This is a genomic window from Pseudomonas koreensis, from assembly GCF_025447595.1.
In the GTDB taxonomy this organism is placed as follows: Bacteria; Pseudomonadota; Gammaproteobacteria; order Pseudomonadales; family Pseudomonadaceae; genus Aquipseudomonas; species Aquipseudomonas koreensis_H.
Genome location: NZ_JAOEJU010000011.1, coordinates 47,014 through 72,171, shown reverse-complemented (window position 1 = coordinate 72,171; position 25,158 = coordinate 47,014). Strand labels below are relative to the sequence as shown.

The 25,158-nt window shown below is 56.5% G+C and carries 17 protein-coding genes and 1 pseudogene; 7 read left to right on the top strand and 11 right to left on the bottom strand.

Annotation, left to right across the window (positions count from 1 at the left end; translation table 11 throughout):
- The first annotated feature begins 2 nt into the window (after positions 1-2).
- On the top strand, positions 3-857 hold the full coding sequence (locus N8H71_RS15215) for a hypothetical protein (protein WP_262194629.1): 855 nt from the start codon (positions 3-5) through the stop codon (positions 855-857).
- Between the two features lie 584 nt (positions 858-1,441).
- On the top strand, positions 1,442-3,886 hold the full coding sequence (locus N8H71_RS15210; protein ID WP_262194628.1) for an AAA family ATPase: 2,445 nt from the start codon (positions 1,442-1,444) through the stop codon (positions 3,884-3,886).
- Positions 3,887-3,973: 87 nt separating this feature from the next.
- On the opposite strand, the gene N8H71_RS15205 is transcribed toward N8H71_RS15210, so the two are convergent.
- Positions 3,974-7,390 (bottom strand): SIR2 family protein, encoded by a 3,417-nt coding sequence (locus tag N8H71_RS15205; protein ID WP_262194627.1) that lies wholly within the window; start codon positions 7,388-7,390, stop codon positions 3,974-3,976.
- Positions 7,391-8,050: 660 nt separating this feature from the next.
- Between N8H71_RS15205 and N8H71_RS15200 the strand changes: the two genes are divergently transcribed.
- The 3 genes from N8H71_RS15200 to N8H71_RS15190 all read left to right on the top strand — a co-directional run bounded on the left by N8H71_RS15200 (position 8,051) and on the right by N8H71_RS15190 (position 10,741).
- Positions 8,051-8,416: a DUF6124 family protein gene (locus N8H71_RS15200; RefSeq protein ID WP_262194626.1), complete on the top strand. Its 366-nt coding sequence runs from the start codon at positions 8,051-8,053 to the stop codon at positions 8,414-8,416.
- 235 nt (positions 8,417-8,651) lie between these two features.
- Positions 8,652-9,239: a ribosomal protein S5-alanine N-acetyltransferase gene (rimJ, locus tag N8H71_RS15195; protein WP_262194624.1), complete on the top strand. Its 588-nt coding sequence runs from the start codon at positions 8,652-8,654 to the stop codon at positions 9,237-9,239.
- A gap of 68 nt (positions 9,240-9,307) precedes the next feature.
- A complete protein-coding gene (locus N8H71_RS15190) occupies positions 9,308-10,741 on the top strand; it encodes an ArnT family glycosyltransferase (protein WP_262194623.1) in 1,434 nt (477 codons plus the stop codon).
- A 65-nt stretch (positions 10,742-10,806) separates the two neighbouring features.
- Here the strand turns inward: N8H71_RS15190 and N8H71_RS15185 are convergent, their stop codons facing one another.
- Positions 10,807-11,628 (bottom strand): phosphatase PAP2 family protein, encoded by an 822-nt coding sequence (locus tag N8H71_RS15185; protein WP_262194621.1) that lies wholly within the window; start codon positions 11,626-11,628, stop codon positions 10,807-10,809.
- Positions 11,625-12,296: a histidine phosphatase family protein gene (locus N8H71_RS15180; RefSeq protein WP_262194620.1), complete on the bottom strand. Its 672-nt coding sequence runs from the start codon at positions 12,294-12,296 to the stop codon at positions 11,625-11,627. The genes N8H71_RS15185 and N8H71_RS15180 overlap by 4 nt, the downstream gene beginning before the upstream one ends.
- Positions 12,297-12,538: 242 nt before the next feature.
- Here N8H71_RS15180 and N8H71_RS28870 point away from each other — a divergent pair.
- A pseudogene (locus N8H71_RS28870) lies at positions 12,539-13,600 on the top strand (methyl-accepting chemotaxis protein); the annotation flags it as partial.
- Positions 13,595-14,458: a methyl-accepting chemotaxis protein gene (locus N8H71_RS28865; RefSeq protein WP_371321019.1), complete on the top strand. Its 864-nt coding sequence runs from the start codon at positions 13,595-13,597 to the stop codon at positions 14,456-14,458. The pseudogene N8H71_RS28870 and the gene N8H71_RS28865, both read left to right, overlap by 6 nt.
- 100 nt (positions 14,459-14,558) lie before the next feature.
- Here the strand turns inward: N8H71_RS28865 and N8H71_RS15170 are convergent, their stop codons facing one another.
- From N8H71_RS15170 to N8H71_RS15135, 8 genes are all read right to left on the bottom strand, one after another.
- Entirely contained in the window at positions 14,559-14,990 is a 432-nt protein-coding gene (locus N8H71_RS15170; RefSeq protein WP_192563435.1) for a type II toxin-antitoxin system VapC family toxin, read from the bottom strand.
- The gene (locus N8H71_RS15165) at positions 14,987-15,232 is read right to left on the bottom strand and encodes a FitA-like ribbon-helix-helix domain-containing protein (protein ID WP_192563434.1); all 246 of its coding nucleotides are present in this window, start codon (positions 15,230-15,232) and stop codon (positions 14,987-14,989) included. Before N8H71_RS15165 ends, N8H71_RS15170 begins: the two co-directional genes overlap by 4 nt.
- A 93-nt stretch (positions 15,233-15,325) precedes the next feature.
- Positions 15,326-16,699, bottom strand: a complete 1,374-nt coding sequence (locus tag N8H71_RS15160; RefSeq protein ID WP_262194617.1) for a DUF1329 domain-containing protein — start codon at positions 16,697-16,699, stop codon at positions 15,326-15,328.
- 161 nt (positions 16,700-16,860) lie between these two features.
- On the bottom strand, positions 16,861-18,819 hold the full coding sequence (locus N8H71_RS15155) for a DUF1302 domain-containing protein (RefSeq protein ID WP_262194615.1): 1,959 nt from the start codon (positions 18,817-18,819) through the stop codon (positions 16,861-16,863).
- Positions 18,820-18,864: 45 nt separating this feature from the next.
- Complete coding sequence (locus tag N8H71_RS15150; protein ID WP_262194614.1) at positions 18,865-20,151, bottom strand: phospholipase; 1,287 nt, start codon at positions 20,149-20,151, stop codon at positions 18,865-18,867.
- Positions 20,152-20,267: 116 nt separating this feature from the next.
- Entirely contained in the window at positions 20,268-21,836 is a 1,569-nt protein-coding gene (locus N8H71_RS15145; RefSeq protein WP_262194613.1) for an FGGY-family carbohydrate kinase, read from the bottom strand.
- 20 nt (positions 21,837-21,856) lie between these two features.
- Positions 21,857-23,452 carry a glycerol-3-phosphate dehydrogenase/oxidase gene (locus tag N8H71_RS15140; RefSeq protein ID WP_262194612.1) on the bottom strand — a complete coding sequence of 532 codons (1,596 nt, stop codon included), beginning with the start codon at positions 23,450-23,452 and terminating at the stop codon, positions 21,857-21,859.
- Between the two features lie 5 nt (positions 23,453-23,457).
- Positions 23,458-25,053, bottom strand: a complete 1,596-nt coding sequence (locus N8H71_RS15135) for an FAD-binding oxidoreductase (protein ID WP_262194611.1) — start codon at positions 25,051-25,053, stop codon at positions 23,458-23,460.
- Positions 25,054-25,158: the final 105 nt, after the last annotated feature.

The following is a 25,158-nucleotide window of genomic DNA, read 5'->3' as shown; positions in this document are numbered from 1 at the left end:
AAATGAGCGAATATCAGAAGCAACTCAAGCAACATCAAATCGACATCGAACAACTCAAAAAGCAGTTACCGAGCCTACGAGAAAATGCCCAAGAAGCTAAAAAGGCATTCGCACGAAGCCGCGCCGGTAGGCCCGAATACCCGCATGAAATTGTTGACGCTTACAACAACGTCAAAACGGCGATTGAGGCGCACACGTCCGAGATTAAGCGGCTACAAATTCTGATTGAGTGGGAAGACGGTGTGCGATTCGCGAACACCAATATCAAAAAGGCCCAGAAGGAAATCAGCCAAGCGCAGACAGATCTCCAAAAGCTGCAGGATAAGCGTGCAAAGCTTTCAACCAAGCTTCAGAAACTGGAGAACGAAAAACGCACCGAAATTGAGAAAGCTCAGTCTGCTGAGCAACAAGCGGCAGCCGGTTATGCAGCGGCATTGAGTGAAGGAGACGACGCGGACGAACAACGAGCGGAGAAGCTTCTCAAGCAGGCATCAGAGGCCCTGACGCTGGCGACACGCGGTAAGCGCGGAGTGGCAACGGTTGTGAATGCCTTGACGGCCGAAGTCGAAAAGCTCAATGAAACTATCACCGTCACCAAACAGCACTTGACCGATCTGCGCCAAGACCAGCTACGAGCAGTTCGCTTCCTCTGGGCCGACCGCCTGGACAAAGCCGCTCAGGACTTTGTAAACGTTGCAGCACAGTTGTCCGCCGCCGAAAAAGCACTGGGCCGTTATAGCTCGCTGCAGGATCTGTACCTGCCATTGCAGGCGCCTATGGGTCGGCAACACATTAGCCAAAGTGAAATCCGTGAGAAGGCAAACGCGATCTCTATCGAGCAGCTACTGGCTGCGTGACCATCTATGCATCGCCGCGGAAGGCGGTGATGCTCTCCCCTCCAACCGGAACAGCATTCGCGGAACACCAAACGTGTTCCGCGCAACTGGTGTTCCGGTTGTTCGCATTTGGTGTTCCACCTCTGAAAGCCTTGAACGACGTGGCCTCCAGTAAAGCTGGAACACATGGAACACACGGAACACCTGTATTTGCACACCTCCGCATTAGCATTCCCCCTCGCCCCTTTTCACAGCGTGAACCTTCAGCGAGAAGGGACGCGGCAGGTAGCTCCGGATCTTCGAAGGTCTGCCCTGACTTCATCGCAGCCTGCGCACCCGACACGGCAGATTTTACGGGTCCTCCCAAAGGGGGGCCCCCTACACGGGTTATCAGACTCGCGAGTTTCCTCTAGCTGAGATTTCTACGTGAATGTCCGTCTTTCCATATCCATCCCAAACGCGACATTGACAGTGCAGGGCGCTGACCTATAACTCAATGAAGTGATTTGCGCGCTGCTATGCCAATACATAAGCCCAAACTAAGCATGATGTAATTTAGGAATCTGGCCATTTCCAAGCGTATTTTCATATCCAAGGAGAAAATCATGGACGTGCTTGCGCTATCTGCATCAAAGGAACTCGGACTATTAGAACGGTTAGAATCCTATCGAACCGCTTTGGAAATTGATGACAATGAAGCTCAAACAAGATTTCACGTTATCAACTCTCTACTAACGATAGAGCTAGATTGGAAACGTGATTCAGTACGCGCGGAACCCTACATTTCCGGCGCTGGATATGCGGACTATGCACTAGTGAAAGGGCTAAGATGCAGGATGATACTAGAAGCAAAACGCGACACTATTGATTTAGTTTCATCCAATCAAGCAGAACTTTCAGTACTACCGCTTTCAAGCTCAGCCCTTAGCAAAGCTCAAGAAGGCATCGAGCAAGCTTTGCGTTATGCTGCGAAACTTGGATCACCTATCGGGATTGTTACAAACGGCCGCCAATGGATTGGTTTTTTAGCATCTAGAGCTGATGGATTATCTCCTTTGGAAGGACTTGCTGTAGTCTTTCCGAACATCCATTCACTTGTACAGAACTGGTCCAGATTTTATGAGTTTTTCTCAGATGCAGGACTAGAAGAAGGGCGTTTATTTTCCTATATCAAAGAAAAAGAAAGTGGTGTATCGCCCATCTCAACAAACTACTTCAAGGCATTTGACCGAAGTTACAAGCGAATGCCAGCCAGCAGTGAACTTGGATACGCGCTCGAAGAAATATTCCGCAGCTCATTTATTAAAATGAGCAACCATTCACTTGACGTCTTAGTTGACTGCTTCGTTGAAACAAAATCGAGTGAAGAAACAGATATTGCATTCGAAAAAATTCTAGAAGAGTTACTTGGAAGGGTGAGAAGAGTCCAGCAAATCGACAGCGCGGAACCCGAAGAGCTGCAGGCACTGCTCGAAAGTTCAGTAGAATTAAAATCTGGTGAGTTTGTACTTCTAGTTGGAAACAAAGGTTCCGGAAAAACCACCTTCCTACAAAGATTTTTTCAAAAAATCGTACCAAAAACGACCAAAGACCAGACAATTATACTTAGTGTGAATCTACTTAAGATTGAAGGTTCGCAAAAACATTTAACAGACTGGCTCTCCAACAGCCTAATAGATCAAGCTGAACGCGCATTATTTGGGTCATCAACACCAACATTTGATGAATTGAGAGGAGCATTCTGGAATCGCTATAAAAGAATGCGCGTGGGAGAACTAGCCCCGCTATACATTAGAGACAAAGAAGCTTTTAGACAAAAATTTGGAGAAGAGCTCCGCCACTTGAGAAACACTCAACCAAGAGAATACCTACTAGCTCTTTTGAAAAACGCCTTGGCCGGACGCAAACGACTACCAGTACTGATTATTGACAATGTCGACCATCTTCCTAGAAATATGCAAGACTCGGTTTTCCAATACGCAATAGGTATCTCTAGCAGCGTTGCTTCGTTCCTCGTATGTCCTGTTACAGACACAACAGTATGGTCACTTACAAAAGCCGGCCCACTTCAAAGCCTTCATTCACGGGCATTCTTTTTGCCAGTACCTAGTTTAAAAGAAGTATTTGCCAAGCGCCTTGACGTGTTGAGAGCAACACCGGCACTCGCCGGCTCTGCAGGTAAGAAATTCAGTGGCACTGTGGGTCAAGGCTGGAAGTTAGAAATCAGCGATTTGGAATCATTCTGCGCTACGGTAGAAGCAATATTTGTATCGAGTTCAGATGTAACCATTTTGATAGGCAGATTATGCAACTACGATGTAAGGCGAAGCTTAGAACTTGCAGGATCACTACTTTCGTCACCATGGATAGGATTAGAACAGCTTCTCCGACTCTACGTTGCGAGAGGCGAGACTAATCTAAAACGCACGGCGCTTTTAAATGCATTAATTTTACAGAAGGGATCTCTATTTGATGAGGACAAGCACAGCTTTCTGTTCAATCTCTTTGCCAGGCCACCTGGAACTGCCTCATCCCCCTTCATGGCGCTTTACATCCTTAGATTCCTTATGAACACTGACGAACATGCATCAAATACGAGAGACAAATTTGTTAGAACATCAGAGCTATGGTCGATATTTTCGGCGTTATTAATCCCTCGCGAAACTTTTCGCCACTTCATGGACAGGCTTTTTGGAAAGGGTCTGATAGAGTGTTACGATCCTTCTGAAAAAACTTTAAACGATGAAACCCTTGTAAGAATAAGCCCAGCAGGAAGCGCTCACTACAAGCTAACACTTAGTGACAATGTTTATATTTCGCAGATGGCCCTTGTCACGCTTGTGGAAAGTGAATCACTAGCAATAGCTATAAAATATGAAGCACAAAAAGAACACCCTGGATGGCTTAAAATTTGTCGAATCACACTGACCGGGCTCATCGAAGAAGATCACAGGTTAATAAAAATCGCTCCAGTTGGAATATTTGCATTTATAGGAGCCGTGCGAAACGACCTTGGAAAGGTACTAGCTCAGGTATCTCGGCGTCCTTAGCACTCAGATAAAATTATTATAATTATAGCGATTAGTGCGACTATAGAAGCCACACTAACCTTACCCAATCACACTACCTAGAAAGCATCAGCTTTCTAAAACCTCTTCAAGGTCCTCTTCACCAATGAAGTCAACCTCTGGAAGTTCTTCATGAGCCTCCTTTTCCGCCAAAACTTCTAAATAGCGCACTCCGTAGGGCTCAATCTGAGATAGCATCAAATCAATACGCTCTAACTCTCTGCCTCCACCATACTTAAGAGAGTAGTCCCTATACTCTCCTATCTTTAATACAAGTTCAGAATCACCCCAAACGTTCCCAGCATGAAACGCGATGACTAATGCTGCACTTGCATTTTTATTATTTGGATCGCCTGGCTTGCCCATATTTACTGATCTTAAGCGACTTACTTGCTCATCAGTAAGTTTCGGAGCCCAATTTCCACGCTGAAGCCCTAGACAACTATGCAACGCAAAGGCAAACAAGTTGGTTTCTTCTTCTAAATTAAGCTCCAAATAGTTCCTCAAGAAAAACTCAAGCAATTCAACACGCACAACTCCTGCGGATTCAGCATTGTGTAGACTCAAACTCCAAGTCCATAATGCTACATGCGCCACAGCCGAATTATCGTCAAAAATCAGTGCTTCAATTTTTGGCTTCATTCGATCATCTACTACGGCGCTATTTTTTCGTCGACGAATTGATCCATTCCATAAGACGCCAACAGTAGTCATAAGACCTAGACAGACTTTTTCGCTGTCGGAACTATTTAGCAGATCAAATATTTCGTTCTGCCCCGTTGCGCTTAGCCAATGACTCGTAGGTTGCCTGTAAGCAGCAAAGCAAGCGTAACTGTTTCGGACCCAAGCATCTTTTGGTGTATCAAGACCTTTATATAGAAGCCAAGCCTGATGCAGAAGTTCACCAGCATATGGTCCACGACACAAAGCTCTCCAATCTAATCCTGATTTGCATCCACGTGCAAAATATGAAATTTGCCTTAGAGCTTCTGTAAGTGTCTCAGGGCCCGCTTCTGCTTCCTCAACAAGACTTTGCACTAACCTAGCTACAGCTCCAGGCAAAGTATTCGGATGACTTAACCACTCTTTTTTACCAGCAAAGCCCTTTCCAGCATCCATTCTACGCTTCATTAAATTGGCTTTGTGCACCAAAGCCTTTATTATGGAATCGGCCCTTTTCCCTGCCAGAACTGCTGTCATGGGTATAACTTCTTTCCACTCATCAGAAACCAATCGGTCGCTGATTGGCTTTATAAGCGGTGTTTTAGAATCATAGCCATCATAGTTACCATCGACTATCGCCAGAGCTGCCAAATACTCTTGAAAAGTCAAATGCCTAAATTGATAGAAAGGAACTGCGCGTCCATTTTCAACTTGTCTCCCAGCCTCTAGCAACAAACTAGATCGAAGCTCCACCCTTTTTAAAAACTGATAAGGGGTATCCTTAGCATATCGCTTGATTTGCGGTACATTTTCTCTCGCTTTCTCAAGAAGCCTAAGGAGTTCCTCTTCGGTCGCAGTTTGCTGCCCTGCACTCATAAGTTCGAATGCAATATATGAAAGCTGAGGAATTGCTTCTTTAGTATCTAGCGCATCGTGACCTTTGATATTCCAAGTATCAAGAAGAACTTCAACGGCTCTACTGTACAAACGAACCCTATCAGGAGGAAGCCTGCCTGCACCATGTTTGACCACGAGAAGCATTGTCAACAAAAGTGGATTTTCCGCCAACCTTCTCAGCCCCATATTTGAAGTGAGTATTTCACCTAGCGACTCTGCTTCTTCAAGTGCCTCGGGAGAGCTTCCAACCATCAATTTGTGCCAGTGGCGGCATAGCAACAATATCGCGTTAGAGCTTAATGGAGCTACCCTCCACTGCTCACAGCATGAGGCCAAATAAGGTGCCACCAAACTAAAACCAGCTTCGCGGCTAGTAACTACCAACTTAATATCTGGGAATTGATCCAAAAAAGAACGAAGATTTTCGACAAAAACTGTTCGATCTCCGTCATCATGAATTTCATCTAACCCGTCAACCAACAAAAGAATTTTCCCTTGCTTTAACACTGGAATTAGAGCGCCGCTCAACCCCTCGAGATCCGGTTGTCCGGTAATATCGGGCAAGCTTTTCAACAATGTCGCAATGGGAAGCTTTATGTGGTCTCGCCATTCTCGACATTTTATTAGAACAGGAATCAAATCAAGATCCGGTAGATTGTCTTTACTCTTTGACCTTCGCTCCGGACTTGCATACGCCACCGCAAGCCTCTTTAATAGCAGGCTTTTGCCCCCACCAGGAAGAGCCAGCAGTGCCAATCCTTTTGAATTCTTGAATACATCACCAAAGGATTGAACCTCTTTATTTTTTCTTTTCCAGTTGAGAAGCTTGGCTGGACGTAATGGATCATCCAGAGAAATATCTGGTGGACAGGGCATTAATTCTAATGGAACAAAGAGCTTCTCAAGATCAAACCGGCGCTGTGCCGTGTCCATATCGGCGTTAACGCCTTCAATGGTCATCTGACCACAATCTCTTACGAGAAAGTCTTTATAATTTTGAATAAGCTTGCGATCCTTCTCACTTTTCACTGCTTTTTTAGCATCGGCCTTTATTGGAATAGTTGATACTTTAACGCTTTTAAACAACTCATTCAGGAAAACTGGCATATCTGAATATGCGCTACCATAACTTAGAGGATCTACAAAACCATGCCAAGATGAATCAGCATTCCTGATCTTACATTGCTGCTCATTCACCAATGCATAGTGCTGAAGTGTAGATGCTCCAAACTGAGTCCTTAGCCACGTAATGAGAGCAGTAAAATTTGGATCGGAAAAGGTGTCACCGCATCCTATAAACAGCAAGCGCTTAAATGCCCCTAGATGTCTTTGAAAAAGATCGCGCGTCTCATTATTAAGAGTTTTTTCGTAATCTCGAATTCCTAGTACGCATGTTTCAGGTTGCTGCCAATGGCCATGAAGATGCAAGATCCCTTGCTCCTCCCTTCTCATCCAAGCCGTTGTTTTTCGCGTGTCTGACAGTGTAATAGCGGGAAGCCCAGTGACCTTTTCTAGCAATGAGTCATAATTCAATGTACATATAGGCACACCCAAGCTTGAAATGGCTTTTACTGAATCTACAACCGCATCATCGTTAGGGGAAACAGCGTCAAATGAATTGTTCAGCCAACGAGCGTATAGTTCACCAGTTGGCGCCCCCAATTTACGACCTACGAACTCTGCAGCACATAAAACGTCTTCTATATCTGATGAGTGTAATTGATCACTCCAGGATTCAATTTGAGCATCCGTAATCTTGCCTTTCTCGCCCCCGAAAACAAACCCACTTTCAATTAATCCAATCCAGGACAATTGACTATATAAATTACTTGTCAAAGAAATGCTCAGACCTGTCCCTACTACAACAACTAACTCCTCTTTACTGATTGAGTCAACAATATTTTTTATAGCAGATTCTTTGGTCATTGTCTGATCTTCGGCAGGGTCGGTTTCTTAAAATCCGTTTATGAGCCGATGGGGCCGAACGCTCCACGAGGCTGGCGGACCTGGTTGCAATAAAGCATAACCTCATGGGACAGCTTAAAAAACGACTTCTTCGCAATGTTTTGTGAAAACAAGGGCAAGTAACCTCCGAATCGTTTGGCTGACTTTCTGGGGCCAAGGAGTCGCTTCGTCGAGAAACTCTTTAGGTAACCGAATAGATTCATTATGGAGTTCCTTTCTACGCGTCTAGGTCGTTGATAGAACCACCTGATACCTTCAGGCAATGTTTTTCTTCAGTGGAGCATCACCGACCGTGTATCCCATCCTGTATCCCAGATTTCTTCAAAACCATCCAAGCCCAACATATACAGAGCCTTATGCAACCGGTTCAAATGCCCCCGGCCCAACTCTCAACGACAAGGCCCGCCAAGTGCGGGCCTTGTTGCATCTGGGGATTCATGTCCGGAGAGCAAGCTCCGATCCTCTCCCGTGAGCATCCTAGGAAATTTCCCTCAACCCGCGTCGACTTCCATGAACTAGCCCCCCCGCCCCCACCCGGTTACCCTCCACCCCTCGCAACAAAAAGGTGAACGGCACTACCCCGCCGAAGCGCAAGGATCACCCCTCACATGGAGTCCGGTCATGAAAAAAGATACCCACGATCCATCCGAAAATTCCCCGGTTACCGAGTCCAGGACGATCTCGACTTCCGAACGCCCCATTACCGTTGCCCGCAGGCGCGATTCCCGGCTTCTTCCGGTCGATCAGATCTTCAGCGTGCGTCCCGACGTCGACCTGGTCAAGCTGTTGACCCACGCCAGCCAGAATCTCGCGGCACTCAATATGATGGCCCATGATCTCGTCCACCGACCGGATGAGGTGCAACGTGCGCGGATCGTTGCGATGCATCAGTTGGCGGGGTTGGCGGAGATGCTGGTCAGCAGCGCCCTGAGCAAGCTTGACCCACTGCAGCAGGCGGCCGATTCGAAGCCGGTTATCTGCCACTGACCCTCTTGAAAGAGCCGAAATCAGGGGACCTGGCGTCTTGAACGAAGGTGCAGCGAGATGAATTTTTCTTCACTGCTCTGCTTCCGCCAAAGCTGTACAGTCCGCTCGCTCATTCAAGAAACTACGGTTCGCCCGCGCTCCTGCGGGCTTTTTTTTGCCCGGAATCTGGCGGCGATTTGTGTTTTCCTGCCTGCCGGGCAATTCTGGTGATCAATCCCGAGACCCGGAGCACCCGATGCCGCTGCTGACCCTGCCCTGTCAACGCCTGACGCTCGCGGTGCTCGACCCCGATCAAGCGCCGCTGGAAAGCGCGTTCTACCAGCGCAATCAACGCCATCTCGCCCCGTGGTCGCCGATCCGTACCACCGACTATTTCTCCACCGAACAGATCCGCCGGCGCCTTGAAATACAGGCCAGTGCCTTCGAAGCCGGGCTCGCGGTGCATATGGCGCTGCTGACCCCGGATGGTGAGCAGATGATCGGTGCCTGCAATTTCAGCGGCATCATCCGCGGTGCATTCCAGGCGTGTTATCTGGGTTATCACATCGACGAGGCGCATCAGGGCAAGGGGTTGATGCAGGAAGCGCTGGAGGCGGCCATCGCTTACATGTTTGAGACCCAGAACCTGCACCGGATCATGGCCAACTACGTTCCCGGCAATGAACGCAGCGCCCGGTTGCTGGAGCGCCTCGGGTTCGAGCGTGAAGGTTACGCCAAGGCGTACCTGAACATTGCCGGGCGCTGGCAGGATCATGTGCTGACGGCGCGGGTCAATCCGCGTTTCGAAACGCCGGAGCAACGCTGGTCACGACCGCTGTCCTGACGTTCACAAATTATTAAGGATTGGCCGCGTAAGCTCGGGTTTCCGCTCACTTCCGGTTGCCTGAACCCATGTCGCGTGCCGCCTCTTCCCTGCTTCTGCTTGCCGCCCTGCTGTTCTTTTTCGCCCTCGGCAACCATCAACTGCAAGGTTCCACCGAGGCCCGGGTTGCGGGCATTGCGATGGAAATGCACTTGGACAACGACTGGGTGACGCCGCGTCTGTTCGGCGAGCCCTTTCTGGAAAAACCGCCACTGAGCCTGTGGCTGGATGCCGGCGCCATGCGTATTTTCGGCGTCTCGCCCTGGGCAGTGCGACTGGCGTCGGCGGTGGCCGGGTTGCTCAGCGTGATGCTGCTGTACGCCATGTTGCGTCGCTTCGAACGCCCGAAAGCCATCGCCTGGACGGCGGGGATTCTGCTGGCGACCATGGCCAGCTACTGGAGCAACGTGCGCGGCGTCGGCGAGGATGCGTTGCTCGCCCTCGGTGTGACCACGGCGCTGTTGGCGTTCTTCCAGGCGCAGCGAGCACCGACTTCAGCCAATTCGTTGCTGTTTGTAGCCGGGATCGCCATCGCCACGCTGAGCAAAGGCGTGCTCGGCCTGGCGATGCCCGGTGTGGTGATTTTCGCTTATCTGCTGGCCGACAATCTGATGGACAAGCGCTTCAAACTGACGGACTGGCTGCGTCCGGGTTTGCTGACACTGCTCGGCCTGATCCCGCTGATGATCTGGCTCGCCGTGTTGTATCAGCGCGGCGGCGTCCAGGCGGTCAGCGAAGTGTTGCTGACCAACAGCGTAGGACGTTTCAGCGGATCGTTCGTCGAAGCCGGGCACTACGAGCCGTTCTACTATTACATCGCCAAACTGCCGCAGGCGTTCCTGCCCTGGAACATTCTGGTGTACCTGGGCCTGTGGCATTTTCGCAAGGAACTGAAGGCCAACCGTTACCTGCTGTTTTTCAGCCTGTGGATCATCGCGCAGTTCATCCTGCTGACCCTGGCTTCGAGCAAACGCACGGTATACCTGATGTCGATGACGCCCGCAGCGGCAGTAATTGCAGCGGAATATGCGGGCGTGCTGTTCGACAGGTTGAAGGATCACAAGAATGGTTTTGTCGGACGAATCGCCCGTCATCGTCAGACAGTGGCGGCGGGGATACTGACGGTGGTCATCGCCAGCTACCTTGGCGCCGCGCAATGGGCACTGCCGAACGCCGATAAACACCTGTCGTTCCTGCCGCTGACCGAACACATCCAGTCGCTGCAAGCGAGCGGCAGTCAGGTCGCACTGTTTCAAGCCAACGAACGTGTCGGCGGCGCCAGCGTGTTCTATACCCGGAGCGTCCTCAAGGGCCTGGACACCGATGCGCAATTGAAGGATTTCCTCAGCGCCTCGCCATCGAACATCGCCGTGATCTCGGGAGACAGCGAACCCGCCGCCCCGCTGAAAGTCCACAAGACCATGATGGTCGGGCGCCAGGCGTATTACTTCGTGGGCTATTGAAACCACAACAGCACAAACGAAAAACCCGCCGATGATGGCGGGTGTTTCATTTCAGCGGCGAGAACTCAGAGAGAAACCTCAGGCTGTGCAGCGAACACCTTTCGCTCACGCTTGCTCAACACCGGCAATTCCAGACGAGCCCGCCCGTAGAACGCCAGCGCCGTCAGCAAACACGCCAGCCACACGAAGATACCGGCCCAGAACGTGTGGGACATGTAATGCCAGCCCTGTAGGACCCGCGTAGTGCCGTAGACAAAACCGAGCAGCAGCGAACCCCACAGCAACGCGCTGGAAAAGCGCCACTGGTAACGACGCGCCACGAAATACAGCGCCAGCATGGTGAAGCCACCGGAAGCATGGCCGCCGGGCCAGCAACGCCCTTCACCCGCTTCGTGGAACAGCTGGAAATTGTTGTACCACTCGATGTGCGGCATCTTTCCGCCGTACAGCGTGGTCTCGATCGGGCAGTAAACGCTGGTGTGCGCCTTGAGGAAATGGATCACCCCGGTGCAGACCGCGAAAGCCACCACCACAAACAGAAAATCCCTACGGTGATCGGCGGCAAAGCGCAGCACCGGCGCGACTTTGCTGCGCTCGAGAAAACCGCCCAGACGCGGATGTTTTTGCGGTTTAACCAGCGGCCAGACAAACGACAGCATGGCGCCGATCAGGGCAATTTCCGCCGTCCAGTTCGGAATGATCCGCGCCCACTTGTGGGTCAATTTTTCGAAGAAATGGATCTTGTCGAGCGGGAATGTCTGGCTCAACGGATCGAACAGCAGATTGCTGAAGGCGATGTCGATACGGGTCATGTCGAACATCAGGAACACCAGCGCGGCACACAGCAGCGGGATGCCGAAGTTGTAAGCATAAAAGCGTGATTTCATTGGGTGGTCACCGTGCGCCAGTCGGAGGCTTCAATGAAGCCGAGCATCTGTGGGGCCGCCGGGCTGGCGGCGGAAACAAACAGCGATGCGCCGTACCCGAGGGTCGAGGCCGGCACCTTGAGGTCTTTTTCCAGCTGCGCCATGCATTCGCTGTGGGTCACCAGAATCAGGTTGCGTCCCGGGACTTTGTGCGCGAGCGCGTCCTGCAGCATCCGGCCCTTGCAACTGATCAGCCAGTCTTCGCCGGTTGCGGCTTTGTTGAACATGTAACCGGCGGTCTGCACGGTGCGCATCATCGGGCTGTTGTAGACGTCGGCCTTGTCCAGGCCCAACTGCTCGAACTGGGCGCCGACGCTCACCGCGACACTGCGCGAACGGTCAGTGATGCCGTCATTGCCGCTCAGGCACGGGGCTTTCGAGTGATCGCAGCGCTCGACATGGCGTACCAGCACAATCATCTCGCCCTTGTCCCAGCCGTCCTTCAGCGCCTGCGCCCCGGCCACATTGCCGTGGGCAAGGTCAGGCACCGCCGCCGGCGCCAGCAGCCACAAGGTCAGCGGAATCACCAGCGCCGACGCCGCCAGCACCACCCAGGTGTTTCGAAAACGGGCCAGACCACTCAGATCAACCGAGCGTTTGACGCCGAACAGACTCAGTCTCAATTCCACAAAAAGCCGCCATCACTTGTCATTCGATGCGGCGAGGGTAGAGAGGACGGCGTAGGCAGCCGGTGAAACTCATGTGAAAAAAGTCTTGGGATCGCTTGTTACAAATTCTGTCGGACAAAATCCTTTCAGCTCTCGGATTTGCGGCCGATACAGTCCTGCTACACCCTTGCTGGCTCAAAAAAACAACAATCTTCCAGCCTGACCGACGATCAAGACGCACAACGTTTTCTGGAGGATTTTTGATGAATAGCTGGTTCGGCAACATCAGCGTAAACCTGAAACTGGGGCTCGGATTCGGCCTCGTCCTGGCCCTGACCTGTGTTCTGGCACTTACCGGCTGGACCAGCCTGGGCGGCCTGATTGACCGCAGCAACTGGATGAGCGACATCACCCAGCTCAACGCTGGCCTGACCAAACTGCGCGTGGTGCGCCTGCAATACATGCTGACGAATGGCGACGAAACCGCCGCGCAGAACGTGCAGACCACCCTCGACGGTTTCGCTGCGCAGCAGCAAAAACTGATCGGCAGCTTCAAGAGCCCCGAGAACGTCAAACTGCTCAAGGAGCAGGCGGCGACTATCGCCGAGTACCAGACGTCGCTGAATAAAATGCGCAATGCCTACCGCACCGGCAACACCGCGCGCGACACCATGAGCAGCAACGCCGAAGCGGCTTACAACCAGATCGAAGCGATCAGCGCCCGCGTTCAGCAAATGCCGCTGAGCGATGAGCGTTTCGAGCAGTTCCAGGCCATCACCGCCGCCAAGGAAGCCTTCATCCTGGCGCGCTACGAAGTGCGCGGCTACACCGCCACTGCCAACGCCGAGACCGAGCAGAAAGCCGTCGGCCAACTGGACGCCGCCATCGCCAGCCTCAAGCAGCTGAATGTGCATTTCGCCAGCAGCCAACAAGACGCGCTACGTCAGCTGGAAACCGCACTCACCAATTACCGCAGCGCCTTGCAGGCCTTCAAGAACGCCAACACCGATGCGGTGCAGGCGCGCAAGGAAATGACCGACCAGGGCAACCTGATCGTATCGCTGAGCGAGCAGCTGTATCAGATCCAGCTAGACCGTCGTGACGCCGAAAGCGCCCAGGCCCGCACCCTGCAACTGATCAGCACCCTGCTGGCCTTGCTGGTGGGCGTCATCGCGGCGTTCATCATCACCCGCCAGATCACCCGTCCGCTGCAGGAAACCATGGCCGTGGTCGACCGCATCGCCAGCGGCGACCTGAGCCACAACGTGATCGTCACCCGCCGCGACGAACTCGGCGTGCTGCAACAAGGCATCGCGCGCATGGGCGTGACCCTGCGCGACCTGATCAGCGGCATCCGCGACGGCGTGACCCAGATCGCCAGCGCCGCCGAAGAACTGTCGGCCGTGACCGAACAGACCAGCGCCGGCGTGAACAGCCAGAAGGTCGAGACCGATCAGGTCGCCACTGCGATGCACGAGATGACTGCCACCGTGCAGGAAGTCGCGCGCAACGCCGAAGAAGCCTCGCAAGCCGCAGCCGCCGCTGACGGCGAAGCCCGCGAAGGTGACAAAGTGGTGAACGAAGCCATCGCCCAGATCGAGCGTCTGGCCAGCGAAGTGGTGCGTTCCACCGAAGCCATGAGCGTGCTGCAACAGGAAAGCGACAAGATCGGCAGCGTCATGGACGTGATCAAGGCCGTCGCCGAACAGACCAATCTGCTGGCGCTCAACGCTGCAATTGAAGCGGCGCGTGCCGGTGAAGCCGGTCGTGGTTTTGCCGTGGTCGCCGACGAAGTCCGTGGCCTGGCCCAGCGCACCCAGAAATCCACCGAGGAAATCGAAGGCCTGGTGGCCGGTCTGCAGAACGGCACGCAACAGGTTTCCGCCGTGATGAACAACAGCCGCGCCCTGACCGACAGCAGCGTCGCCCTGACCCGCAAGGCCGGCGACTCCCTGGAAAACATCACCCGCACGGTGTCGAACATCCAGTCGATGAACCAGCAGATCGCCGCTGCCGCCGAACAGCAAAGCGCCGTGGCCGAAGAAATCAGCCGCAGCATCATCAATGTTCGCGACGTGTCGGAGCAGACGGCAGCCGCGAGTGATGAGACCGCCAAGTCCAGCGTTGAACTGGCGCGGCTGGGTGGGCAGTTGCAGCAGATGGTGAGTCATTTCCGCGTTTGATGTTTAGCGTCGAATAGCGATCTACAACGAAAAAGCCCGCGCCCGAAATGATTAATCATCACTTCGGGCGCGGGCTTTTTTGCGAGAGTGCTACAAACGGCTAAGGCGTCGCTACGGTCACCCAGGGATTAATCACCTCAACCCCGCTGAACTCAAAATCCTTCACATTGCGAGTAGCAATCGGCACTCCGTGAGTTCGACAGATGGCTGCAATCTGAGCATCTCCCATCGACGCGGTTCGCCCCTTTGATTCACAGTCTGCAACCAGTGTCGCGTACTCAACTGCGGCATGAGCATCAAATGGCAAAATGCGGCCGGCGAAGTCCTCTTCGAACATCGCCATGGCAAGGGCTTCAAGATTTTTTTTGCGCTTGCCCGAGGGAAGCCGTGCGATTCCGTGGAGTATTTCCGCCACTGTTATCGCGCTGACTGCCAAATCCATCGCAGGTTGTGCATCAACCCAGGCAAGCACCCGGGTCTCAGGTTCGACGCGCATAAACTCTGAAAGAACGTTGGTATCGAGCACTATCATTCAGAAAAATCCACCCCGGTAGCTTTCTCTGAACGCTCAGGCAGATCAAGGTCCACTCCGCCTACAGCACTGAATCTATTGCGTATCCGGCTTCCAAGACCTCCGGCGCGATCAACTGCTGCCAAGGCCCGGCCGAGTATCAAACGAGCCTCTTCCTCCATAGAGTGTCCGTTGTGAGCAGCGGTAATTCGCAACTGCTCCTTGAGCTTTTCATCAAGGTTTCGAATGGTGATGCTGGCCATGACGCCTCCTGCAATCAATGAAATCATTGATTGCAGACTAACACACTCGATCTTGCTCAAACTTGAAAACTGCCGAACGGCCGATTTACCTGTTCAGCGCGTCCCCCGCTGCCGCAACGCGGACGGCATAAAATACGAATCCTCCGGCACCGGTTGCGAGAAGTCGACGGTCGAGGCCTCTTCGTTATCCAGGTTCTGCACGTAGTACCGACGCGCCTGCAAGTCGTGGAAGACGTCGAGTGCGCTCCAGGTGGTGGGCAGGTCGTAGAAGTTTTTCAGGTAGGCCATCGACACGCGCCACAGCTCCCCTCGCCCGTCGTATTGGTCCACCAGGGCGGCGCCCCAGCTGTCTTCGTCGAGGAACAGCACGCGTTTGGAATAGATATGCCGTGACCCCGGTTTGAGTGTGCCTTCGACCACCCAGACCCGGTGCAGCTCATAGCGGGTGTATTGCGGGTTGAGGTGGCCGGGGGTGAGCAGTTGGGCGTATTTCACGTCGGGGCTGCCGACTTTGTAGTTGTTGTAGGGGATGTAGATTTCCTGCTTGCCCTTGAGCTTCCAGTCGAAGCGGTCCGGCGAGCCGTTGAACAGGTCGGTGTCGTCTGCGGTGCGCAGGCCATCGGAGGAGGCAATCGGCGTGTCGTACGCGAGGTTCGGTGCGCGGCGCACGCGGCGTTGGCCGGCGTCGTAGATCCAGGCCTGGCGGGCGTCCTTGAGCTGGTCCAGTGTCTCGTGCACCAGCGCTGCGCCACCGGCGAGGCGCGCCGGGCTTTTCACGAAGGCGAGGTAGTAGAACAGGATGTTTTTCAGGTCGGCGAACTGGCTACCCGGGCGGTAGTAGTTGAAGAAGCCCTCCTGCTGCGAGGTCACCAGCGCGAAGCTGCCGTTGCGTTGCACGGGTGCTTCGGAAGCGCGACGGACGACGTAGATGCCGCGATAGCGGGTGATGTGATTCCACAGCACTTCGACGCCATCCTTCGGCACCGGAAACGGCACGCCGCCATAGGCGTCGGCGAACCCGCTGCCGCCCTCCAGCAGTTTGGCCGAGGTCGCATTTTTCAGGGTGTTGTCATACAGCCACTGCGGTGCGGAGCCGGAGCGGCGCGAGGGGTAGACCGGCATCTGGAAGGTGTCGGGGTAGCTGTTGAACAGGGCGATCTGGCCCGGCGTGAGATGCGCTTTGTACTGGTCGAGATTGGCCTTGGTGATGGTGAACAGCGGTTTGTCCGCCGCGTATGGGTCGGGGTGATGCTGGCCGGGTTTGTAGCCGGCCGGTGCCTGGGTGATGCCGCCGGTCCAGGCCGGAATGGTGCCGGCAGCGTTGCCGGCGCGCTCGGCGCCCATGGGGGTGAGCGAGGTTTTCAGTTGTTCGGCTTGCTGGGGCGAGATGGCCGCCAGTGCACTGCCGGTGACTAGGCCGAGGACGAGCGCCAGCGAGATCTTGGTCAGTCTTGAAGTGTGAAACATGATCTTCTCCGAAGTACAAAAACCTGTGGGAGCGAGCTTGCTCCGGGCGGCGTTCCGACGAAACGGTTTGTCAGGCGACAGCTTTGTTGAATGTGCCGGCCTCTTCGCGAGCAAGCTCGCTCCCACAGGGGATGAGCTGCCGCAAAAACTGTGTTTGGTACTCACAAGAAATACTTGAGGTTGAAACCGACGTTGTCGCGGTCGCGAATGCCGTTGTTCTGCCCACCGCCGTAGAACTCGGTGTACTGCAACTCGGCTTCGAGCCTGTTCTGGTAGTTAGCCTTGATCCCCAGCGTGTAGGCCTTGCGGCCCTCGATGGTGTTGCCGGCCTGGTAGCTGTTGCCCTTGAAGTCGTCTTTGTAGACGACGTAAGGCGAGACGTTGACCCCGGCGTAAACGTCGTTCCAGGTGCCGTTGAACATCACCGTGTAGCTGTAGGAATCGCGGTTGACCTGATCGTCGCGATCGCCGCCGGACACATATGAAGTGTTGCCGGTGCCGGCGTAGTAACGGTTGCTGCCGTCGTAGGCGGTGTATTGCAGGCTGCTGCCGCGCAGGTGCTCGGAGGCCAGTTCGAAGATGCCGAACATCGAGTCGAACGACAGCGTCGGGCCGAAGTTGTAGATGCTGCCCAGCGAAGTGTTGAACGCCTCCACCCGCTCGGCGTTGTTGATCTGGCTGTCGAGGGTGACCATTTGCCCGCCGACGTTGATGGTCTTGCCGGACACCGCTGCGGCAGCGCCATTGGCCAGATCGCCGATCAAATCGTTGGTGGCCGCGACGCCGATGGGCAGGTTCGGCCGATAGGCCACTTCACCGAACACCGAGGCCTCGCCCAGCGTGGTGTTGAAGCTGAAACCGTACATGCGGATGTCTTCGGCATAGCGTCGATGGGCCTGGATGTTGCCCATCACATCGGCAGTCGCCAGCCCGTTGGCAAGGGCCCCGGCCTGACTGCCGGCGACGCTCGACAGCATGTTGGTCAGGGCATTCATGTCGATTCCGTTGTAACCGCCCAGGTCGGCAGCGATGGTCGGTTCCTTGGCGTGGTAATTGACCATGTACAGGCCGAACTCGGTGCTGTTGAGCTCTTCGGCGATGTAGCGAAAAGCGAAGCCGAACTGACCGTCGTTGCGCGCGTTGTAGTCCTTGCCGATCGACGCCACCTTAAGGGTGTTGCCGTAGGCCGGAGTCACGCCGTTGGCGTACAGACCGGTGGACTTCAGCGCCGGGCCGAGCAATGGATTGTTGCCCAGCGCGCTGTACAGGCCGATGACATTGCCAAACCCCGGCACCGGCGTATCAAGCGCGGTGCCGCTGAAGTTGTTGTAAGCGGTGTTGCCGCCGTCAGCGAATAGGTCGGTCTGCGAGTAGAAGGTGCCGACCGGGTCGATGCGGGTTTCTTTCCAGTTGGTCTGGTAGAAACTCTCCATCATCAGGTTGTCGCTCAGGCCGATGTTGAAGCTGACCGCCTCCACCGGCATCAGCACTTCCTTGACCTCGGCACCCGGCAAGCGATACTTCGCCGCGTCCACCGGGTTGGTGGTGTTGACCCCGCCGCGATAGAAAATCCCCTCGCCCCAGTTGAACACCTGACGCCCCACTCGCGCGGTGACAGGCATTGTCGCGACATCCCAGGAACCATGGACGTAGGCGTCGAGCATTTCAATCCGGCTGCCGGCGATGTCGCGGGTCTGGCCGGTGAAACGGTCGTCCTGGGGATAACTCTGGCTCGGCTGCGACGGGCTGTTGTTGTGGTAGTAGTCGTTGCGCTTGTCCATCAACTGGGTGTCGTAGAACGCCGTGCCGCGCAGGAACACCCCGTAGTTCTGGTAGTTGGCTTCCAGCTCCGAAGTGATCTTGTACACCTCGGAAACCAGCCCGGTGTCGAAGTTGCGATTGCCGTCGTTGGTGTTGACGTCGTCGTTGGTCTTGTCCCGGCCCTGGACCCGCCACAAGCGGCCATAGGACAAGGTCGTGTCGAGCGAGCCGGTGACCTGATTGTCCAGCACGCTGAACTCCGCGGCCTGCACCGCGTCGACTGCGCAGAGTTGCAGCAGCCCTGCCAAACCGACACCGGGGAGCGCTACGCCAGACAGGCGCAATCGAGTGTTGATCATCTATTCCTCCTTCCCTGTTCTTATTGTTGTGTGTTGCCGCGATGCTTATGGCGCCAGCCCCGCGCTGACATAAATCCGGCTGTGGGCGCCGAAATGGCCGAGCAGCCTGAGCAGTTGCTGATTGAGTTGCGGATGCTCGAAGGTCTCGCGCTGCAACTGATTGCCCGCGCTGAAATCACTGGTGACCGGTGCCGTTTCCAGCCACTGGCCGATGGCCTCATCGAAGGCCGCGGAGTCGTCGACCGACTCGGCACTCACCACTTCGCGCAGGTAGTCCACGGAGTACGACGGGTAATGCGCGTCCCCGGCGGCATCGGCGTAAGCGTCGAGCATCGGATGCGGCTGACCGGCGCGCAGCACGCGGCGCAGCCAGGTCGACTGGTATTTCTCGACTTCCATGTGGCGGGTCGCGACCCGTTCGATGGACGCCTGTTTGTCATCCGCAAAACCGGCCAGCGCCTTGCCCTCCAGCAGCAGAAGGCTCGGCAATTCGACGCCCGGCAATGGCTTGGCGTGATACGGCTGAGTCAGGTCCTGAACGTGGTGCAGGCCCCAGCCGAGAAAGCGATAACCCCAATAAGAGTGACCACTGGCAAACGCCAGTCGCGCCAGCCCCATGTATTGATACGCGCGCCAGTCTGGCCAACTGCGTTCGAGGAATCCGGCGGCCGCATACACCACCGGGCTCTCATGGAAGAAGCCCATGTGGAACGGCGCCTGGGAACTGTACTGGAATCGCGCATCGCCAAACGGCTGCGGGCCGAAGCCATACAGCGCGGCGACTTCGCCGGGGTTGTCGCTGAACAGATTGATGTCGTGGCCGTAATCCGGCTCGTCGGCGGCGCTCGCCAGCACGGCCAGGGGCGCGACTTTTTCGTGATCGGCCACGCGAATGAAACGCTGGCGATTCCACGGCGAAAGTGTCTGCTCGACCATCACCTGATCGGCCTGCAGATGCTCGCGCTCGTGCAGGTCCTTGCCCGGCAACGGCTGGATGACCATCGCCAGATAAATCTGCGGATTGATCCGCAGCGCGGTGAGGAAGTCGTGGCGCAGATTGTCGCTCGGCACAGCGGGCAACTTGAGGTTGTCGGGGCGCGGCGGGTACTGGTTGAAATGTTCGCGAGCGAAGCGCTCCTGCTCGTCGAGCAACGCGACGATGGCCGGGTATTGCTCGGAGAGAAACTGCTCCAGCGGTTCGACTTCGACGGGCGACGCATCGCGCAACGCCGGCAGGTCCTGCAACGCCAGGTAGCTGCCCACCGTATGATTCGACCAGCCCCACGCCGTCGGGGCTATTGCGCAAAGCAGCAGGAGGGAGATCAGCTTCATTGCTTCTGGTTCTTGTTATGTGTGCCGTGGGGATCGAGCCTAACAATCGACCCCGCCCCTGACACTGTCCGATCTCACCAGAAAAGTTCTCCGATAGCGCCACGTGCGCTATTCGTTCAGGCCGGGTAACCGGTGATCTTGCGGATGCTCTGGTACAACGGTTTGAGCTGTCGATACATGCGCAGATAGACGTCCTTGTACAGGCGCTCATAGACCTGTTGCGCCTCGGGTTGCGGCTGAAACACAGCACCGACCCGGGTCATCGCCGCTATCGCCGTGGGGAAATCCGCGTGCAGCCCCAGCCCCACCGCGCAGCAAATCGCCGCGCCCAGACCGGACGCTTCATAGACGTGCGGACGCTCCGCCGGCAGGCCGAAAATGTTCGCCGTGAGTTGCATCGCCGCATCACTTTGCGAGCCACCGCCAGCGACTCGCAAACGGGTGACGGAGATCTTCGAGCGCTTCTCGATTTTCTCCATGCCTTGGCGCAAGGCATACGCCAAGCCTTCGAGAATTGCCCGGTAAATGTGCGCGCGGGTGTGCACGTCGCCGAAGCCGATCATTGCGCCTTTGGCTTCCACGCCCGGTTCGCGAATACCGGGCGACCAATACGGTTGCAGCATCAACCCCATCGAGCCCGGCGGCACCGCATCGACCAGCGCATCGAACAGTTGCTCGGGCTCGATACCCTGCTCTTTGGCCTGCTGCATTTCCCGCAGGCCGAACTCGTTCTTGAACCAGCTGACCATCCAGTAACCGCGATAAATCATCACCTCGCAGTTGTACTGATCCGGCACCGCCGACGGGTACGGCGGAATCAGCGGGACGATTTCCAGATAGCGCGAACGGGTGCTGGTGATCGTCGCCGTGGTGCCGTAAGACAGGCACACCGTGCCCGAGTCGACGACGCCGGAGCCGAGCACTTCACAGGCCTTGTCGGCCCCCGCAGCAATCAGCGGCACGCCTTTGGGAATGCCGGTGTGACGACTGGCTTCGGCGCTGATATGGCCGAGGGTTTCACCGGGTTTGTGCAAGGTCGGCAGTTGCTCGGGACGCACCGCCAGCGCCTGCCATTTCCAGTCACGGGTTGCGGCCCAGCGCAGGCGTTTGAAGTCGAATGGCAGGTAACCGACGCAACAACCCACCGAGTCGACAAAGCGCCCGCACAGCCGATGCGTGAGAAATCCAGAGAGCAACAGAAACTTGTCGGTCGCCGCCCACACGTCAGGTTGATGGCGAGCAATCCAGTTGGCCTCGGCCTGGGCGCGAAAGTAATCCACGGTGGCCTGCGCGCCGGCCAGTTTGAACAGCCAGCCCCACGGCCCCTTGATCCCGCCTTCGACTTCGCTCTGGCGCTGATCGAGCCAGAGAATCGCCGGGCGCAACGGTTTGCCCTGAGCGTCGACATTGATCACCGTGCCACGCTGGGTCGTGAGAGAAACCCCGGCAATCTGCGAGCGATCGATGCCGGTTTGCGCCCACACCTGCTGGCAGGCTTCGCCCAGTTTCGCCCAGTAATATTCCGGATCTTGTTCGGCCCAGCCCGGTTGCGTCGAGTAATAAGCCTGCAATTCAACCTTGCCCTTGCCGAGCAGATTGCCCTGCAAATCGAAGAGCAGCGCGCGCACGCTCTGGGTGCCATTGTCGATGGCCAGCAGGTAACGCTTGTTCGGGTGGTTGTCCATGGAGCTCTCTTCGAAGGGCATCACTGCGCGATTTCCGGCAGGCCGTGATGGCGTTGCCATAACGCCTGATAGCGTTGCTGTTCCTGTTGCCAGTGTTCGTCGTCCCAGCCCAGCCGTGGTTGGCAGAGTCGGCGAATGGCCGGGAAATACTCCGCGCCGCCACGGGGCAGCAACAAGCCGAGACGGGTTCGGCGCAGCAGCAGGTCATCCAGGTGCAGGACCATTTCCGCTTCGCAGGCGAAGGCCAGTTCGGCCCATAAGGTGTCGGTGGCGCCGACGGTGTCGTGGCCCAGTTCAGTGAGCAGTTGCGCAAGCCTCGGCAGGTCTCGGCCATGTCTCCCGGCCAGGCGTCGCCACTGACCGGGGCTGAGATCCGGGATCGCCAGTGGCGGCACGGCGGCAAATACCGGCACGGCATCGTCTTCGAAAGAACGGCCGAGCATGTCGGCGCAGGCCTTGAGCACTTCGATGGCTTGCGGGCGGAACGTCGTGAGTTTGCCGCCGGCCAGGGTGACGCAACCCGGCTCCTGCCACAGCACATGTTCACGGGTTTCGTTCGACGGCTTGTCTTGATGCTCACCCGCCGCGCTGCCTACTACCGGACGCACGCCGGACCAGGTTGAAAGCACGTCGGCGGTTGTCACTTCAGCGCCGGGAAACTGCTGTCGGCAGGCGGCCAGCAGGTAGTCGAGTTCTTCCGCACTGATGCTCGCACTCTGGTCCAGATTCTCGCGGTGATCGAGGTCGGTAGTGCCGACCACCGTCGCACCTTCCCACGGGAAAACGAACACCGGACGCCGATCCCGCTCATGCAGAAACGTGAACGCCTGCGCCACCGGCAAGCGCCAGCCCGGCAGCAGCAAATGACTGCCGCGCAACGGACGCAACTGGCGGGGCGCCTCAGATGGACGCAGGCGTTCGGCCCAGGCACCGGTGGCCACCGCCAGCACACCACAACGCAATTGCAGTGAGGCGCCGGCCTCGCAGTCCTCGACCTGAACCCCGCACACCCGCCCGTTTTCACGCAGCAGATGTTCGACGCGTACACCGTTGAGCACCACCGCACCATCGGCCCGCGCTTCGCTCAACACGCGCATCACCAGCCGCGCGTCATCGGTCAGCGCATCGATAAAACAGGTGCCACCCAGCAGGTCATGTTCTTTCACGCCCGGCGCCAGATATCGCAGTTGCTGCGCGTCATGGAAACGATGATCTCGGCGCCCGGCCAATGCGTCATAGATCGACAACAGACCACCCAACACTCGCGGCCCGGGAAAACCGCCGCGATAGTGCGGCATCATGAAACTCATCGGCTCCACCAGCCCCGGTGCCTCGTCGAGCAGACGCTGGCGTTCGCGCACCGAATCCCGGGTCAGGCGCCACTGGCCCTTGGCGATGTAGCGCAAACCGCCATGGACCATTTTCGACGACCGACTGGACGTGCCCCAGGCGAAATCACGCTGCTCCAGCAGCAGGCAACGCCAGCCACGGCGCGCGGCTTCACGCAGGATGCCGGCACCGCTGATGCCGCCGCCGATGACGATCAGATCCCAGGTTTCAGCCGCCAGCGTCGGCAGGACTTGCTGGCGCCATTCGGCGTTCCAGTCCGCGCTCATCGCAGTCACTCCTGCAACAGCGTGCCGGGGTTCAGGCGCCCGGCCGGGTCGAAGTGCCGGCTCAGCGCCTGCAAGGTGTCCATCGCCAGCGCGCCTTTCTCGCGTGCCAGATACGGCGCGTGATCCTTGCCCACGCCGTGCTGGTGGCTGATGGTGCCGTGGTTGTCGACGATGGTCTGGCTGGCCGCGTGCTTGAGGGCCTTCCAGCGAGCGAGCGTCGCGGGATAGTCCGCCGCCGGGCGAAACACGTAAGTGGTGTAGATACTCGAGCCTTCGCCGTAGACGTGGGACAGATGGGTGAATACATGCACGCGCTCACCCTCCGCCGCCAAGGCATCCCGCAGGCTGTTTTCGATCAGGCTGAGCAGGTTGTCGACGTTGCTCCAGTCGGTGGCGGTTTCGAGGGTGTCGACCACGTAACCGGCGTTCCACAGGTTCTCCCGCAGGTAGGGAAAACGGAAGCGGTTCTGCGCCCATTTCTTGCCCAGCAGCGTACCGGTGAACACACCGCCGAATGCCTTCAGATGCTGACGGGCCTGACTCAGGGACAGCGCATTCTGCTTGCGATTGCCGGTTACGCCGAAGGTCAGCAGGCACTTGCCCTGCCCCGCGCCACGCAGGCTCAAGTATTTTTCCAGCCAGGCGATCTGTTGCGGATGGCCGGCCAGCGCCAGTTGAGTTTCGGTCTCCACCGCGTTGGACAGACGCAGCATCGACAGCGGCACCCGCGCCTGAGCCAGTTGTTGAATGGCTTGCAGCGCCTTGCTCCAACTGGGCAGAAACACACCGTAGAAACGTTCATCGGCCGGCAACGCACTGACCCGCACCTTGACCTCGGAAATGATCCCGAAACGCCCCTCGCAACCCAGCACCACTTCGCGCAGATCAGGGCCGGCTGCCGAGGCCGGGAAGTTTGGAATCTGTAGCGGTCCGGCAAAGGTTTCCAGGGTTCCGCCAGCGAACAGTTGCTCGATCCGCCCATAGCGCAGCGATTGTTGACCACTGGAACGACTGGCCACCCAACCGCCCAGCGTCGACAGCTCCCACGACTGCGGGAAATGCCCCAGCGTGTAGCCTCGGGCGCGCAACTGACTTTCCACCTGCGGGCCACTGGCGCCAGGGCCGAAAGTCGCCAGCAGGCTCTGTTCGTCGAGGTCGATCAGGCGGCTCATCCGCGCCAAGGACACCGTCACCACCGGCCGCGCAGAGTCCGGCGGATTGATGTGACCGGCCACGGATGTACCGCCGCCGTAGGGAATCAGGCACAGATCCTGCGCCTGGGCGAGCGCCAGCAACTGGCGGATGTGTTCGGTGGTTTCCGGGAACGCCACGGCGTCGGGATAATTGCCCAGCGCGCCCTCGCGCAATGCCAGCCAGTCCGGCAGGCTCTGCCCCCGGGCATGCAGCAGACGATCATGGGCATCGATGCTGTACAACGCGTGTTCCGCCAGCCGCGAGACCGGCACCCGGGCCAGCGCCCCTTCGAGTGTCGCATCGGGCAGCGCGCGTCCCTCCCCCAGTCGCTCATGGAGAAAACTTGCGCCCTGGGCCGGCAGTTCGACCACCGTGGTTGCATCTCCCCAGCCGTTCCAGCGTCGCATGCGTGTGTCCTTCTGTGCAGTCTGATCAGTGAGATTTCAGGCCCTCATACTAGTCAGCCGGCCGAAAGTGTCACGGTCGCATCCGGCCAGTTCGAGTAGCCAATT

What these genes read in the sequence shown, in the direction of transcription:
- rimJ (WP_262194624.1), top strand. Translation starts at nt 8,652, where the DNA reads ATGCCGCTGCTGACCCTGCCCTGTCAACGCCTGACGCTCGCGGTGCTC.
- N8H71_RS15185 (WP_262194621.1), bottom strand. Translation starts at nt 11,628, where the DNA reads ATGAAATCACGCTTTTATGCTTACAACTTCGGCATCCCGCTGCTGTGT.
- N8H71_RS15205 (WP_262194627.1), bottom strand. Translation starts at nt 7,390, where the DNA reads ATGACCAAAGAATCTGCTATAAAAAATATTGTTGACTCAATCAGTAAA.
- N8H71_RS15165 (WP_192563434.1), bottom strand. Translation starts at nt 15,232, where the DNA reads ATGGCCAGCATCACCATTCGAAACCTTGATGAAAAGCTCAAGGAGCAG.
- N8H71_RS15160 (WP_262194617.1), bottom strand. Translation starts at nt 16,699, where the DNA reads ATGTTTCACACTTCAAGACTGACCAAGATCTCGCTGGCGCTCGTCCTC.
- N8H71_RS15145 (WP_262194613.1), bottom strand. Translation starts at nt 21,836, where the DNA reads ATGGACAACCACCCGAACAAGCGTTACCTGCTGGCCATCGACAATGGC.
- N8H71_RS15140 (WP_262194612.1), bottom strand. Translation starts at nt 23,452, where the DNA reads ATGAGCGCGGACTGGAACGCCGAATGGCGCCAGCAAGTCCTGCCGACG.
- N8H71_RS15170 (WP_192563435.1), bottom strand. Translation starts at nt 14,990, where the DNA reads ATGATAGTGCTCGATACCAACGTTCTTTCAGAGTTTATGCGCGTCGAA.
- N8H71_RS15215 (WP_262194629.1), top strand. Translation starts at nt 3, where the DNA reads ATGAGCGAATATCAGAAGCAACTCAAGCAACATCAAATCGACATCGAA.
- N8H71_RS15190 (WP_262194623.1), top strand. Translation starts at nt 9,308, where the DNA reads ATGTCGCGTGCCGCCTCTTCCCTGCTTCTGCTTGCCGCCCTGCTGTTC.
- N8H71_RS15200 (WP_262194626.1), top strand. Translation starts at nt 8,051, where the DNA reads ATGAAAAAAGATACCCACGATCCATCCGAAAATTCCCCGGTTACCGAG.
- N8H71_RS15135 (WP_262194611.1), bottom strand. Translation starts at nt 25,053, where the DNA reads ATGCGACGCTGGAACGGCTGGGGAGATGCAACCACGGTGGTCGAACTG.
- N8H71_RS28865 (WP_371321019.1), top strand. Translation starts at nt 13,595, where the DNA reads ATGGGCGTGACCCTGCGCGACCTGATCAGCGGCATCCGCGACGGCGTG.
- N8H71_RS15155 (WP_262194615.1), bottom strand. Translation starts at nt 18,819, where the DNA reads ATGATCAACACTCGATTGCGCCTGTCTGGCGTAGCGCTCCCCGGTGTC.
- N8H71_RS15150 (WP_262194614.1), bottom strand. Translation starts at nt 20,151, where the DNA reads ATGAAGCTGATCTCCCTCCTGCTGCTTTGCGCAATAGCCCCGACGGCG.
- N8H71_RS15210 (WP_262194628.1), top strand. Translation starts at nt 1,442, where the DNA reads ATGGACGTGCTTGCGCTATCTGCATCAAAGGAACTCGGACTATTAGAA.